We start from the raw sequence: 14,691 nt of genomic DNA, 5'->3' as shown, positions 1-14,691 counted from the left end.
GGGGAGGATGGAGTATGATTGAATTCAAAGACGTGTGCATGCGCTTCGACGATAAGGAAGCGCTCAAGCACATCAGCCTGACGATACGGGACGGCGAGACGCTCGCCGTCATCGGCGGCTCCGGCTCTGGCAAGAGCACATTCCTGCGCCTGCTCATCGGCCTCATCAAGCCGACGAGTGGCCAGATCCTCATCGACGGGCAGGACATCGTGCCGATGAGCGAGGCGGAACTCAACAAGGTCCGTCTCAAGATGGGCATGGTCTTCCAGTATTCGGCGCTCTTCGACTCGATGACCGTCGGTGAGAACGTCGCCTTCGGCCTGCGCGAGCACACGAAGCTCAGCGACGCGGACATCAAAGAGATTGTTCGCGAGAAGCTGCACCTCGTCGGGCTCGACGGCGTCGAGAACATGATGCCGAACGAACTCTCGGGCGGCATGAAGAAGCGCGTGAGCCTCGCGCGGGCCATCGCGGTCGAGCCTTCGATCATCTGCTACGATGAGCCGAGCTCAGGCCTCGACCCGCTGATGACCGAGAAGATCGACGAGCTCATCATCAACACACAGAAGGCTCTTTCGGTGACGAGCATTGTCGTCACGCACGACATGGCCAGCGCCTGCCGCATCTCGGACCGCATTGCGATGATCTACGAGGGCGAGCTCATCGCCATCGACACAGTCGAGCGCTTCAAGAAGATACAGGATGCACGCGTGCAGGCATTCTTCCGCACGCTGCGCACCGTCAAGACCGAAAAGGAGGATACAATATGACGACAGAGGCAAAAGTAGGCGCGTTCACCGTTGTGGGTGTCGTGCTCTTCGTGGCGGTGGCCATGCTGCTCTCCGGCGTTTCCCTGTCGGGACATAAGGGCTATACGCTCTACGCGGGCTTCAAGCAGGTCATCGGCGTCGAGCCTCAGTCGGTCGTGCGCCTCTCTGGCGTGCCGGTCGGCAAGGTCAAGAGCATCCGCAACGACGGCGGCGGCGTGACTGTCTCCCTCGATATCGACGGGAATGCTAAGATCCCGAAGGGCTCGTCTGTCACGGTCGCCTCGGCGGGTGTCATGGGTGAGAAGTTCATCAACATCCTGCCGAGCAAGGACCAGGGCATCTACCTCGGCGACGGCGACTACCTGATTGGCCAGGAGGAAGAGGGGCTCGATTCCCTGATGGATAAGGCGGGCGGCGTGCTGGACCAGGTCCAAGCACTGCTCGACTCGATGAACCAGGTCATGGGCAATCCGGACTTCCAGAAGAACTTCCTGCAGATGGCCGTCAACATACGCGACATGACGGCGCATATGGACGGCCTCGTCGCGGCGATGGAGCAGACGATGCGCGAGAATCAGGGCAACATCACGGGCATGCTCTCGAATCTCAATGCGGCATCTGCCGGCCTCAACCGCACGATGAACCAGGTCGAGGCGATGATGACGAATCTCGCCACGGTCGGCGCTGACCCGCAGACGGCCGAGAACCTGCGCCTGACGCTCGCGAACATCAAGGACACGAGCGACCGCATCGCGCACATCGCCGAGAATATGGACGGCGCCGTCGGCGACCCGCAGACGGCTGAGGACATCAAGACGACGATCCGCAATGCGCGCCAGATGTCTGAGAAAGCAGGAAATATGATGGGCAAGCTCGAAGATATCAAAGTCAAGCCATCGGCCGACCTGCTCTACAGCGGGGCGAAGGATGACTGGCAGGCGAACTTCAACGTGGATCTGGGGCCAGAGACGGGAAATTTTCTGCGGGCCGGACTCGATGACATCGGGGACGGCAACCGCGGGAACTTCGAAGTAGGCCGCCGCTCGGAGCGCTATGCCGTGCGCGGCGGCGTCATCAACGGCGATATCGGAGTCGGCCTCGACGCCTATGCCGGCAAGCGCTTCGTCTTCTCGGTCGACGCCATGGACCCAAATGACCCGTCGCTGCGCCTCGGTGCGCAGTACGAGCTCAATGACGCCGGCACCTGGCTCATGGGCCAGTGGAATGATGTCAACGACAGCGACAAGCGCGCCGCCTACGTCGGCCTGCGCCAGTCGTTCTGACATACGGGTACACATTCTTTGTAATGATGCTCGAATGAAGATTTAAGAAAGACATGCTACATTTTCTCTGAGGAGGAACTGACTGTGAATAAGAAAAACCGCTTCTACAAGAAACTGACTGCCCTCATCGCCACGGGACTGATGACGGCCGCTGTCTCGGGCACGGCCTTTGCCGCCGACACGGTGCAGCTCGACCTGCACGACAGCGTGCAGATGGCACTCGAGAACAACCGCACGATCCGCCAGGCCCTGACGGATGTCGACACGGCCAAGTGGACGCTTTCGAAAGCGCGCCGCACGATGGGCCCGACGTTTTCCTGGAATACGACGGCCTACCGCATCGGCGGTGACACGTATGAGAAACAGATGATTGACGGCGGACAGTTCGGCAACAATCTGCAGCTCGGCATGCCGCTCTACAATGGCTCGGTCAAGGGCCAGATCAAGCAGGCGCGCTATGGCCTCAATGCGCAGGACCTCGCGCTCGAGGAGACGAAGCAGGCCATCCGCCTGCAGGCGACGTCGGACTACTACAACATCCTGCAGTGCCGCAACCTCATCGATGTTGACCAGGAGTCGGTCAACACGCTGCAGGAGCATCTCGACAACGTCAATGCACAGTACCGCGTCGGCACTGTCGCCAAGTCGGACGTGCTCGCCTCGCAGGTCCAGCTCGCCAACGCGCAGCAGGCCCTCGTGACGGCGCAGAACAACTACGACATCGCGGTCTCGACGCTCAACAATGTCATCGGCCTGCCGACGGACACGGTGCTCGACATCCGCGACCAGCTCAAGTACACGAAGTACGACCTGACGCAGGATGACTGCACGAATTACGCGCTCGACAACCGCGCGGACGGCGCGGCGGCGCGCTATGCCGTCAAGATGGCGGAAGCTGCTGTCGAGACGGCCAAGGCCGGCTATCAGCCGACGGTCAACGCTGTGGCAACAAAGGCCATTGCAGGTGACAAGGAATTCAACAAAGACCACACGGAGACGTGGACGGCTGGTGTCAATGCCTCCTGGAATGTCTTTGACAACGGCCTGACGCAGGCTTCCATCAAGTCGGCCAACATGGCGCTCGCCAAGGCACAGGAAGAGGCCGCCCAGACGGATGACCAGATCCGCCTCGACGTGCGCACGGCCTATCTCGGCCTGCAGGCTGCCGAGAAGAACATCCAGACGACGTCCGTCGCCGTGACGCGCGCGGAAGAAGATTACAAGATCGCGCAGGTCCGCTACAGCGCCGGTGTCGGCACGAACCTCGACGTCATGGACGCCAACGAGAAGCTGACGACGGCCCGCACGAATTACTACACGGCCCTCTACAACTACAACACGAGTAAGGCATCGCTCGACAAGGCGATGGGCATCCCTGTTGACCTCGATGTCGTCAAGTACACGGAAGCAGAGCAGGCGGGCGCGACGGCTCCGAAGGCCCGCGAGGCGGCCAAGCTCAAGGATGATGCCGTCTTTGAGATGGAGCAGCTGCAGAAGCTCGAGAAGGCCAACGCAGCCGCTGAGGCCGCTACGGTGCAGGATACGGATCAGGCGGCTCAGACCGTTCAGAAGTCGGCCGATGCGGCAGAGAATCCTTCGGCCGCGACGGTCACGAGTGAGGCCGTCGCCTCGGATATGGCGCACTGAGCCTCGGACCAAAGTCCATACATCAATTCCATAGCAAGAAGTCGCAGGAGTTTCGGAAGTGAATTTTGGGGAGATTGTCATGAAACGGAAAACCATCGGGATAGGTGTCGGCGTGCTCATGGGCGTGCTGATGCTGGTACTGGGCGGCATCTGGTATTACATACAGACCAGTGCGTTCATGGACAAGGTAGAGAGCACGGCTGCCACTGCTGCCAGTGAGGCGCTCGGCGTGCCCGTCTCCGTCGGCTCCATCAAGGTGAATTCGCTTCATGATCTCGAGATCCATGACCTTGCCATCTATGATAAGCAGGCGGAATGCATCGCCCAGGCCGACACGGCCCGGGTGGAGCTGCGCCTGCTTTCTGCATATCGCGACCCCGCGCACGCCGTCCAGTCGGTCACGCTCTCACATGTCAAGGCCAGCCTCGTCCAGCGTGAGGACGGCACTTGGAATGTCGAGGACATCGAGACGAAGAGTTCGGGCGAGGGCTCGTTCTTCGGCACGGTCAAGGTGGAGGACGGCGAGGCAACGGTCACGGCGCAGGGCCGCGAGGTCACAGCCAGCGCCATCGAGGGCTCGCTTGACTTCTCGGATTACCCCGTGCTGAAGCTCTCAGCCAAGGCGAACTGCCTCGATTCTTCTGTAGAAGTCTCGGGCACCTACCGCAAGGAGCGCCAGATCTTCAACGCGGAGCTCTCGGGGCTCGACGTCATGAACGTCCTGCCGCTGCTGCCGGACGGCACGCTGCCGGACGGCATCGAGGTCCTCGGCGGCACGGTGACGAAGGCCAAGGTCGCGGGCCAGTACATGGGCAGCCAGCTCTCCTTCTCGGGGCAGGCTGAGTACGAGGGCGGCTCCGTCAAGGTCAAGGAGACGCAGGTCGACGACATCCACGGCTTTATTTCCTTCACGGATGCGGAGGCGCTGCTCTCTGCCGATGCAGAGGCGGCCGGCCAGCAGGCCCATGTCAACGGCAAGGTCCGCTACGACACGGGGGCGCCGTATCTCGACCTTCACGTCGCTTCGGATTCCTTTGATCCTTCAAAGGTCCTCAAGGACATCCCCTACGAGGGCGCGGCAGCGGTCAAGGCGCATGTCACGGGCACGGCGGCTGACCCTGTCGCCGACGGCACGGTCCGTGTCGCTTCCGGCACGGCGGCGGGCATCCCGTTCGCGAATGCGCGCGCGCACGTCCGCTACGAGGACGGCCGCGTCTCGCTTCAGGATGTCGCGGTCAATGCCTTTGGCGGCACGGCGCGCGGCGAGGGCGTCTTCTCGCCGGCAGACCTCACGTACACGGCACACCTCGCGGCCAGTGACATCGATGTGCAGCAGGCAGCTGCCTACGTCCCGGAGCTCGCGGACCTCACGGGCCGCATCTCCTGCAACATGGGCATCTCCGGCAAGGGCTCGGACACGAGCGATTTGCAGGCGTACGGCAGTGCGGAGCTGAAGAATGGCTCCTACAAGGACCTGCCCATTGAGAGCCTCGCGGCCTCGTTCTTCGCGCAGGGCAAGGACATCACGATAGACTACGCGAGCCTCAATCTGCCGCACCGCTCGACTCTCGGCATCGAGGGCAAGGTAAAGGATGGCAGCAGTCTCGACCTCGCGTTCTACGGCGGCCATGTCGACCTCTCGCTCGTGCGGACACTGATCCCTGAGGCCGATGTCACGGGCTTCGGCGATTTCGAGGGCACGGTACAGGGCGACATCACGGATCCGGCCGTGAACTTCAAGTTCACGGCGATGAACGGCAGCCTCTTCAAGCAGCCGTATGACAGCCTGAAATTCAACGCCGGCGGCAGCCTCGACGGCGTGACGATTGAGGAGTTCTCGCTCGTCAAGGATGGCAAGCAGACCTGGTACGTCGACGGCTCCGTCGGCCTGACGGGCGAGCGGCGCATCGACATGCGCATCGACACGGTCGGCGCGCGCATGGAGGACATCGCGGCCTTTGCTTTCCCCGACCAGCCGATCACAGGCAACGTCGACAATACGATCAAGATCACGGGCACGCTCGACCACCCGAATGCCGTCGGCTACATCCACTTCTACCGCGGCAGCTACAACGGTATCCTGCTCTCGGGCATGGACGGCGACTACTTCATGGAGGACGGCTTCACGCGCCTGCAGGACTTCCACGTCTTCTCACCGATGGTCGACATGGACCTCAACGGTACGGTCGACCGCAACTGGAACCTCGACATGGTCGCGAGCGTCCACGAGATCAACATGGAGCGCTTTGCAAACAAGTTCCCGTACCCGGTCAGCGGCAAGGGCACCTTCGCCGGCGAGATCGGCGGCACACTGATGGCCCCGACGTTCCACGGCATCCTGACGTCTCCCTCCATCACGCTCAACGACCAGACGATCACGGACATCCGCGGCATGGTCGATTACGAAGACAGCGTCGTCAGCGTCAGTCAGTTCGGCTTCCGCCAGGGCGGCGGCAGCTATCAGGCGGCGCTTTCCATCAACGTCGACACGCACGACGCGGATGGCACCATCAAGGTCCAGGATGGCGACATCAATGCCATCACGGCAATCGGCAACTTCAAGAACGACATCGTCACCGGCAAGCTCAGCAGCGACATCCAGGTCGGCGGCACATACGACAACCCGGAGCTCACCGTCATCGGCCGGCTGGACGCCGGCAAGATCTCTGGCTATGATGTCCACGATGTCAATATCAACCTCCACCTCCTGGACCACGTCATCTACATCGATAAGCTCATGGGCCAGCAGGGCACGGACGGCAGTTTCGAAGCGGGCGGCACGGTGACGATCGGCGGCCCGATTGCCGCACACTTCTCGGCGCAGAAACTCGCGCTCGGCATGTTCACGAAGTCGGCCGGCCTCGAGCGCAAGGTGCACGGCACGGCCGACATCGAGGCCGCGTTTGGCGGCACGACGGGCAATCCGTCTGCCGATGTCACGATCGCGGCCAACAACGGCGGCTTCCAGGGCTCGACCTTTGATGCGCTGGATGGCGAGTTCCACCTCAAGAATGGCCTCGTCGATGTCAAGAACTTTTCGGTGGAAAAGTCCATCAACGGCAAGGATTACATGGCTTCGGCCAAGGGCATCGTGCCTTTAAAGGCGCTCTTTGCCAATCGGGAAGAAGAGCTCAACGACTACGAGCGCATCAAGCTCACAGTCAGCCTCGACCAGGCCGACCTCTCCATCCTGCCGTTTGTCTCCGACCAGATTGACTGGGCGCTCGGCCCGACGAAGGGCAAGCTCGAGATCACGGGTACGCCGGCGCACCCGCTCGTCAAGGGCAGCGTCTCGCTGTCGGATGGTGCGGTCAAGTTCAAGCCGCTCACTGTGCCCGTCACGGCCATGGCGGCCCAGGTCGATTTTAATGGCGACACCATGACAGTCCGCGATTTTTCTGGTAAAATAGGCGAAGGTACGTATGCGGGGCAGGGCACGCTCAAGATGAACGGACTGACACCTGCTTCGTACGATTTCTCGCTGACGGCGGACAAGCTCGACATCGAGAGCGACTTCTTCAAGGGCCCTCTGAGCGGTCAGCTGCGCGTCAACAACGACAAGTTCTTTGGCTTGGAACTGCCGAAGATCTCGGGTCAGATCGACCTTGCGGACTGCACGATCTCTGTGCCGGCCATCCCCGACAGCGATGGCGAGCTGCCGGACATCATCCTCGACGCTGACGTCAATATCGGCGACAGGGTCCATGCCTACAGCTCGTACCTCTACGATATGTACCTGACAGGGAATGTCCACTTCGGCGGCACGACGCGCCATCCGAAGACGTCGGGCTCGGTGTCGGTCAAGCGCGGCGGCACGATCAACTACCTCAAGACGGAGTTCAATGTCCGCGAGGGCACGGCCTACTTCAACCAGGTCGATTCGTTCCTGCCGAGCATCACGTTCCTGGCGGACACGCGCCTGACGCAGGCCAAGGTATTCCTCTCCATCACAGGCCCGCTCGACAACATGACGTTCACGCTGAAGTCGACGCCGGAGATGAGCCAGTCGGAGATCATCCGACTGCTGACGCTGCGCGACGCCTACAAGGCCGGACAGGCCAATCTCGACGCCGGCGACCTCCTGATCGTCGGCCTGCAGATGAGCTTCCTGTCGGAGGTCGAGGACGTCATGCGCAACATGCTCTGGCTCGATCGCTTCACGATTGCGCGCGGCAGCGGCTCTGCCTTTGACACGCACGACGAGGAGTCGAACAAGGCTATCGATGTCTATCACGTCGAGATGGGCAAGTACATCTCAGACAAGGTCATGTTCAAGTACACGCAGCAGATTGGCGGCGACGATACGCACCGCTTCGGCCTGCAGTACGACATGAACGACCGCTTCGGACTGTCGCTGGAGAAGGAAGCTCAGAGGTTCATTGTGGGCCTCGAAGCCCGCATCCATTTCTGATAGCAGTCCTCTGAGCAATGGTCGCAGCAATGAGAGGAGGTGAGCCGCATGCAGCTCAGTGAGTACATGAAGGAACTGCGCAAGGTCAAGACACTCGACCGCGCGCAGGAAGCAAAGCTCTGGGCCGCGTTCAAGGAACGCGGCGACGAAGAGGCGCGCCAGCGGCTCATCGAATCGTATCAGCCGCTCGTCTTCAAGCAGGCGGCGCCATTTGCGCAGTTCGACTGCGTGCTCGACCTCATCCAGGAGGGCACGGTCGGCCTCATCGAGGCCGCAGAGCGCTACGACCACACGCGCGGAGTAGCCTTCAGCCTGTTTGCCGTGCACCGCATCCGCGGCCGCATGATGGATTTCCTGCGGCGCGAGGGACAGGTCGACGTCGCCTGCCTGGAGGAGAATCTCGAGGGCGGCAGCCTCAAGGAGAACCTCGTCGACACGGCGGCGTCGGTGCCGGAGCAGGCGGAGAGCCACGAGCTCGCGCGCCATCTCCACCAGGCGATGGCGCGGCTGCCGGACAAGGAGCGGGCTGTGCTCGAGGGCATATACCTCTGTCGCGAGGACGCAGCGGGCATGGCCGATGCCCTGCACGTCAGCTCCTCGCACATCTACCGCCTGCAGAAGACGGGCATCCGCCGCATCCGCGGCATGCTCTCGCGTTTCATGCATTACTGGTGAAAGGCGAGCAATTGAGTGAAAATGGCCAGAAAACACTGGAAAACAGCAGATGGTCGCATGGCATCTGCGCATATCGCGCGATACGGCATGCCGATACGGAGTGACCGCCTCGGATTATAGGAATAAGTCTTTGAAATCGGGCAGGGGGTGTGTCATGAAGGAACGGAATCAGAAACAGCGCCGTCACATCCGGGCGGCAAGGCAGTGGCTCGGGGAGGCGGAGCACTCACTCGCGGAGAACCACAGAGTCCGCGGTGAGCTCAAGGTCATGTTGGCCAAGGCAGAACTGGCCCGGGTGGAAGGCACGCCGGGCCATCGCTTTGTCAAGAAGTGGTCCATGCGCATCCTGCCGGCACTTGCGGCGATCTTCCTCGCGGGCGGCGGCTATGCGCTCTGGCAGGCGCAGCTTCCGCGCAATGCGTCGGTGACGGCTCCGGTGGAGACCGTGCCTCCTGCGGCTTCTGTGCAGCAGGAGACAGAGGCGGCACCTCTTCCCGATGAGACGCCTGCAGAGGAGCCTGTACCGGAACCTCTGCAGCCCTCGCAGGAGCCTGTGCAGGAGCCGCCGGTGGAGACGGCGCCCGCACAGGCTCCTCAGAGGGAGGAGAGCGCTTCGCAGGCGGAAAGGCCGCCGGCAAAGCCAGCCGCGCCGCGCGTCCCCGATGACGGGATGCAGAAGTTGATGCAGACCGCAGGCAAGACACTGCGGAAATGATAGATATCCCCTCCGCATCAGGAAGGTATTGCATAGGAGGTTTGACCTTTGAAGAAACAGAACTACAGATCCCTCGCTTACGCTGTGGCAATTGCCGTCAGCTGTGCGGCTGTGCCGGGCACGTCCTGGGCAGCTGAGGCGCCTGCTGCAAGTGCGCAGCCCACGTCTTCTTCCACGGCTCCGGCACTTCCGGAAGCTGCCAATGTCAAGGCGGATGCCGCAGCTGCTCCGGCAGAGGAAAAGGCCGCTGAGACGAAAGATACTGCCGCTGACCATTCGGCTGCCGCACAGGCGGATGCCGCTGCGACGAGCACGGTGGACGAGCGCACGCAGAATTGGGCCAAGGTGCGCCCGCAGGAGACGGCCATCGCGGACAGCATGAAGAAGTACGAGGGGCAGACTGTCGTGGAGACGGTGTTTGACGGCACGTCCTCTTTGACGGAGGGCACGGCGAAGGCCGCCATCTCGATGAAGGCCGGCGACATGTTCACCGTCAAGGGCCTCGATGCCGACCGCGACAAGATCTACAACACGGGCTACTTCTACGACATCTACCCGAGCTTCGAGAAGGTGCCGGAGGGCGTCGTCGTCACGTACCACGTGCTGGAGAACCCGGTCTTGAAAGGCGTCAACCTCAGCGGCAACACGGTCGAGAGCACGGATGTGCTCCAGGGGCTCATCACCATGAAGACGGGCGAGATCCTCAACAGCCGCGAGCTCAATAAGGATGTCATGGCCATCCAGGAGCAGTACCGCCGCGACGGCTACATCCTCGCGAAGATCACGGACATGAACATCGACAAGAACGGCATCCTGAACCTCAAGGTCAACGAGGGCATCCTCGAAGGCTACAAGGTCAAGGGCAACACGAAGACGAAGGAGCGCGTCATCCTGCGCGAGATGCGCCAGAAGCCGGGCGAGCCGTTCAACTCGAAGCTCGCGCGCCGCAGCATGCAGCGCGTCTACAACCTCGGCTTCTTCGAGGATGTCAACATCAAGATGAATCCGGGCGTCGACCCGAATGCCGTCGTCATGGAACTCGATGTCACGGAGAAGCGCACGGGCTCGTTCGGCATCGGCGCCGGCTACTCGAGCGAGGACGGCGTCCTCGGCATGGTCTCGATCGGCGACACGAACTTCCGCGGCACGGGCGACGCGATCAGCCTGACGTACGAGAAGAGCGGCGACGACGAGGATGCGCACGGCTACACCTTCTCCTACCGCCGCCCGTGGCTCGACAGCAAGGAGACGGTCGGCACGTTCCGCATCTACAACCGCACGTACGAGTATGATGATTACGACACGGACGGCGATCTCAAGGAGACGTACATGCGCAAGTACTCCGGCGGTGAGCTGACGTTTGGCCGCCCTGTCACGGAGTACACGACGAACTACGTGACGCTGCGCAACCGCAAGGACTCGTATGTGCGCCATGTCGATGACGGCAATATGGGCGACCGCAGCCATGATACGAAGTGGCTCGACGACAACTTCGGCACGACGCGCAGCATCACGCTCGAGCACGTCACGGATACGCGCGACAATGTCTACAACCCGATGAGCGGCAGCCGCGTGAGCTTCTCGAGCGAGTTCGCCGGCTTTGGCGGCGACTTCGACTTCCAGAAGTACACGTTCGACGGCCAGCACTACATCCGCGCCGGCCGTTCGCAGGTCTTCGCACTGCGCGGCCGCTACGGCGTCGGCACGGGCGACATCTCGGAGTTCAACCAGTACCGCATCGGCGGCCAGGGCTCGCTGCGCGGCTACCGTGAGGACCAGTTCCGCGGCGACCGCGAGTTCCTCGGTACGATCGAGTACCGCTTTCCCGTCGTGAAGAAGGTGCAGGGCGCCATCTTCACGGATTGGGGCGGTGCTTGGGACAGCGGCCTGACGCCCGATGACCTGCACGGCAGCATCGGTGTCGGCATCTCGCTGACGACGCCGATCGGTCCGCTGCGCTTCGACTACGGCTGGGGCGATGACGGCGGCCGCGTCCACTTCAGCGTCGGCAGCTCGTTCTGATGGACGCGTGGCGAGAAGAGCTGCCTGAGAAAAGAAGGGATGCTTATTGACGATACAGCTTGGGCGGGGAGCCGTCGGGCAGGTATTTCTGGCCTGCCTCCTATCACTCGCCGCTATCGGCGTCTTTGCCTGCTCTGCGGCGCAGGCCGCCGGGCGGGTCGAGGCAGTGACGGCTCATGTCACTGCACCTGACGGCCTGCCGCCGCTCGTGCAGCAGCGTATGGAGACGAGCGTGCAGGTCATCTCTGAGCAGCTGTTGCTCGGCGATGACCTGCACGCCGCGGATGCTGCGGCGAAGCGCGAGATTATCCGCCAGGTCTTTGACAAGGTGCTTGTCGGCTATACTGTGCGCGATGTCAGTCTCCAGCTCGGCGATACGGCCGAGGTCACGGTCGAGCTCTCGCCGTGGGCCGACCAGATCCGCACGATCTCGGTCGAGACGCATGTCGAGGGCATGCCGCCCGAGGTGGAGCGCCTCGTGCGCGAGGACCTCGCGGATGTCAGCGCCGTCTTCTCGGATGCGCTCTACGGCCTGCCGGTCGCGGCGACCGACTGGACGAACGGCGTCCTCAAGCACCATCTCGAAGCTTATCTCGCGGAGCACCTGCCGGAGTTCCGCGGCGACTTCGAGGTCGAGACGGATGGCAGCGCGGCGGAAGTCAGCCTGACGGTCTACCCGCGCCTGCCCGTCGTCCGCACGGCGGACCTCTCGATGCGTTCGAGCACCATCCCGAACCTCACGCTGCTCAACCACCGCGAGCTCATGCAGGAGCAGGCCGATATGCTCGTCGGCGTGCCTGTCGCCTTTGTCGCGCGCCATCAGCACGACTTCGAGCAGCTCTTCTCGGAGCGCCTCGACGCGCAGCGCGACTTCCGGGCGCTTCGCATGAAGACGGCCGTGACAATCGCGCCGCAAGAGCGCATGACGGTCATGAGCCGCTCGGACTCCTCGCGCTACCGCGCGCGGCTGACGGGCTGGGTCGACATGGGGCGCAAGGAGCGCAAGTATGAGCGCGAGGTGGACAGCCTGCGCATGAGGCTCCACGCCGGGTGCATGATGACGGCGCGCGACGAGCTCTTCGCGCAGGTCGACTTCATGCCGCAGAAGGTCGACTGGGGCTGGGCGATGGGCTATAACCACCGCATCGGCATGGGCACGCGGCCAGAGATCCGCTACGACATGCGCGAGAAGCGCTTCGTGTTCGGCGCCAGGCAGGCGCTCGCGCCGCGCTGGCAGCTCCGCTACGAATACCGCTTCGCCGACCACCTCGGCGAGGCAGGACTACTCTATCAGGTCCACGATTTCCTCGGGGTCGAGTACGTCCTCGACAAGACGCAGGGCTGGCTCCGCCTCATCGGGAATTTCTGAATGCTCCGCAGGGGAAATCCTTGTAGACCCCTGCGAAGTCTGCTATAATAAACGTGTTTCTTTGGAATCCAAGAAGGAGAAGATAAAATGGTTACATTGCAGAAAAAACAGGTCAAGATCATCAGTGTCCTCATCGCACTCGTCTTTGTCGGCTCTGTTGTCGCCCTCGCCTTGACGCAGTCTGGCTCGGGTATCGCAAGCGCAGCAAGCTCGAATGTCGGCGTCGTCGACTACCGCCAGATCGCACAGCAGAGCTCGCAGCTCCAGGATATCCAGTCCCAGATGCAGAAAGAAGTCCAGGACGCCCAGAAGGAGTTTGAGGAGAAGTCCGCAAACATGAGCGACCAGGAGAAGAACGACTACTATCAGCAGACGCAGCAGCGCCTTGCCCAGAAGAATCAGGAGCTCATGGAGCCGTTCCAGAAGAGCATCGAGGATTCCGTCAAGAGCGTAGCAGAGGCTAAGGGCCTGTCTGTCGTCCTCGAGAAGAGCTCGGTTGTCTACGGCGGCCAGGATATCACGCAGGATGTCATCAAAAAGCTCAGCAAGTAATCCTCTGAGGGTCATATGGAGCGTCGAGTACCGAGCGGATTTTACGCTCGGTACTACTTGTAAGGAGGGCAGGGCCGTTGGACAATCCCGATAGAACGCCAGAGAAGCCGGGCGCTGCTCCTGGAGGGAAGAGCCTCTGGCAGAAGAAGCGCAAGGAGATACTCATGGGTAGCGCCATCGCGCTCGGCCTCGTCTTCCTCGGGGCCTGGGGCGTCCGCGCGCTGATGCCGGGGCATGAACCCGTCAAACAGACGGCGGCCGCGAGCATCGGCCTCGTCGACATGCAGAAAGTCATGGAGGCGCACCCCGATTACGAGAAGCTCGAGACGCTCCAGAAGGAGTACAAGAGCCTGGAGCTCTCGCTCAAGGACACAGAGAAGTTGCCCGAGATGAAGGTGGAGCCGCCGACTGTCGATGCAAAGCCGTTCGACGATTCCGTTTGGCAGAAAAATGCCCAGACCGTCATCGGCGGCCGCTCGGAACTCGAGCGCGAGGCCAAGAAGGTCGAGAAGGCGTACCGCGAGGCCCACGAGGCCGAGTATGAGAGCCGCCGCAAGGCTATCGACGAGGATTACCAGAACGCGATCCTCAACCTCAACATCAAGATCGACAACCAGAAGGCCATGCATCATCCCTGGACGAAGCAGCAGGAGCTCGATGAGGAGAAGGCGGGCTGGGAGAACCAGCGCGAGCTTCTCAAGGAAGAGCGCGGCATGCGCCAGCAGGAACTCGCCAAGGCCTGGGAGCGCGAGGTGAACGCATACGTGCAGTCCGTCATGGGGCCGAAGCTCGCCAAGTGGCGCGAGCAGGCCAAGACGGCGCTCGACCAGCAGAAGTCGGAATCTGTGCGCAAGCAGTCGGAAGTGCAGCAGCGCGACACCGCGGCGATGCAGCAGGAGATGCAGATGACGGCGGCCGAGCGGCTCCAGCAGCGCGCTCAGATCAAGGAGATGATGGCGCAGAAGGCCGAGGAGATCCAGGCACTCGACACGCACATCCGCAACGACATTGCGGGCAAGGCGGCCAAGATTGCCATCCTGCATCATTTCACGATGGTCCTCGCGAATCCCGCCGAGGACCTCGCGTTCAAGCTGCCCATGGACCTGCCCGCGAGTATGAAGCCGGAGCGCTTCATGCCTGTTGTCGGCAGTGACACCGAGGATGTCACGGACGAGCTCGTCAGCGAAGTCAGCACGTTAGAGAGCAAAGACGATGCGGACGGCTCGTCTGAGGATTCATAGATATCA

The 14,691-nt window shown here is 62.0% G+C and carries 10 protein-coding genes; all 10 read left to right on the top strand.

All coding sequences use genetic code 11. The features are described from left to right. Nucleotides 1-14: 14 nt before the first annotated feature. The 10 genes from B2X55_RS09380 (at nt 15) to B2X55_RS09335 (ending at nt 14,685) form a co-directional block, all read left to right on the top strand. Nucleotides 15-770, top strand: a complete 756-nt coding sequence (locus B2X55_RS09380; RefSeq protein ID WP_055161259.1) for an ABC transporter ATP-binding protein — start codon at nt 15-17, stop codon at nt 768-770. Further along, nucleotides 767-2,053, top strand: coding sequence for an MlaD family protein (locus B2X55_RS09375; protein ID WP_286821880.1), 1,287 nt, complete (start codon nt 767-769; stop codon nt 2,051-2,053). The genes B2X55_RS09380 and B2X55_RS09375 overlap by 4 nt, the downstream gene beginning before the upstream one ends. An 84-nt stretch (nt 2,054-2,137) precedes the next feature. Then, complete coding sequence (locus B2X55_RS09370; protein WP_286821879.1) at nt 2,138-3,700, top strand: TolC family protein; 1,563 nt, start codon at nt 2,138-2,140, stop codon at nt 3,698-3,700. A 79-nt stretch (nt 3,701-3,779) separates the two neighbouring features. After that, complete coding sequence (locus B2X55_RS09365; RefSeq protein ID WP_286821878.1) at nt 3,780-8,111, top strand: translocation/assembly module TamB domain-containing protein; 4,332 nt, start codon at nt 3,780-3,782, stop codon at nt 8,109-8,111. Nucleotides 8,112-8,159: 48 nt separating this feature from the next. Further along, on the top strand, nt 8,160-8,786 hold the full coding sequence (locus B2X55_RS09360; RefSeq protein WP_286821877.1) for a sigma-70 family RNA polymerase sigma factor: 627 nt from the start codon (nt 8,160-8,162) through the stop codon (nt 8,784-8,786). A 154-nt stretch (nt 8,787-8,940) separates the two neighbouring features. Continuing rightward, nucleotides 8,941-9,501 carry a hypothetical protein gene (locus B2X55_RS09355; RefSeq protein WP_286821875.1) on the top strand — a complete coding sequence of 187 codons (561 nt, stop codon included), beginning with the start codon at nt 8,941-8,943 and terminating at the stop codon, nt 9,499-9,501. Nucleotides 9,502-9,549: 48 nt separating this feature from the next. Next, complete coding sequence (locus B2X55_RS09350; protein ID WP_286821874.1) at nt 9,550-11,523, top strand: BamA/OMP85 family outer membrane protein; 1,974 nt, start codon at nt 9,550-9,552, stop codon at nt 11,521-11,523. 46 nt (nt 11,524-11,569) lie between these two features. Then, nucleotides 11,570-12,892, top strand: coding sequence for an acylphosphatase (locus tag B2X55_RS09345; RefSeq protein ID WP_286821873.1), 1,323 nt, complete (start codon nt 11,570-11,572; stop codon nt 12,890-12,892). Between the two features lie 87 nt (nt 12,893-12,979). Continuing rightward, complete coding sequence (locus B2X55_RS09340) at nt 12,980-13,444, top strand: OmpH family outer membrane protein (RefSeq protein ID WP_036375640.1); 465 nt, start codon at nt 12,980-12,982, stop codon at nt 13,442-13,444. A gap of 77 nt (nt 13,445-13,521) precedes the next feature. Then, nucleotides 13,522-14,685: a hypothetical protein gene (locus tag B2X55_RS09335; protein ID WP_286821871.1), complete on the top strand. Its 1,164-nt coding sequence runs from the start codon at nt 13,522-13,524 to the stop codon at nt 14,683-14,685. Nucleotides 14,686-14,691: the final 6 nt, after the last annotated feature.

Source organism: Mitsuokella sp. UBA4253 (genome assembly GCF_002395285.1).
GTDB lineage: Bacteria > Bacillota > Negativicutes > Selenomonadales > Selenomonadaceae > Mitsuokella > Mitsuokella jalaludinii.
The sequence above is the reverse complement of the archived record's forward strand: the minus strand, read 5'-3'. Positions and strand labels throughout refer to the sequence as shown.

Coding starts and splice junctions, on each gene's coding strand:
- B2X55_RS09360 (WP_286821877.1), top strand. CDS start 8,160: ATGCAGCTCAGTGAGTACATGAAGGAACTGCGCAAGGTCAAGACACTC.
- B2X55_RS09355 (WP_286821875.1), top strand. CDS start 8,941: ATGAAGGAACGGAATCAGAAACAGCGCCGTCACATCCGGGCGGCAAGG.
- B2X55_RS09375 (WP_286821880.1), top strand. CDS start 767: ATGACGACAGAGGCAAAAGTAGGCGCGTTCACCGTTGTGGGTGTCGTG.
- B2X55_RS09340 (WP_036375640.1), top strand. CDS start 12,980: ATGGTTACATTGCAGAAAAAACAGGTCAAGATCATCAGTGTCCTCATC.
- B2X55_RS09380 (WP_055161259.1), top strand. CDS start 15: ATGATTGAATTCAAAGACGTGTGCATGCGCTTCGACGATAAGGAAGCG.
- B2X55_RS09365 (WP_286821878.1), top strand. CDS start 3,780: ATGAAACGGAAAACCATCGGGATAGGTGTCGGCGTGCTCATGGGCGTG.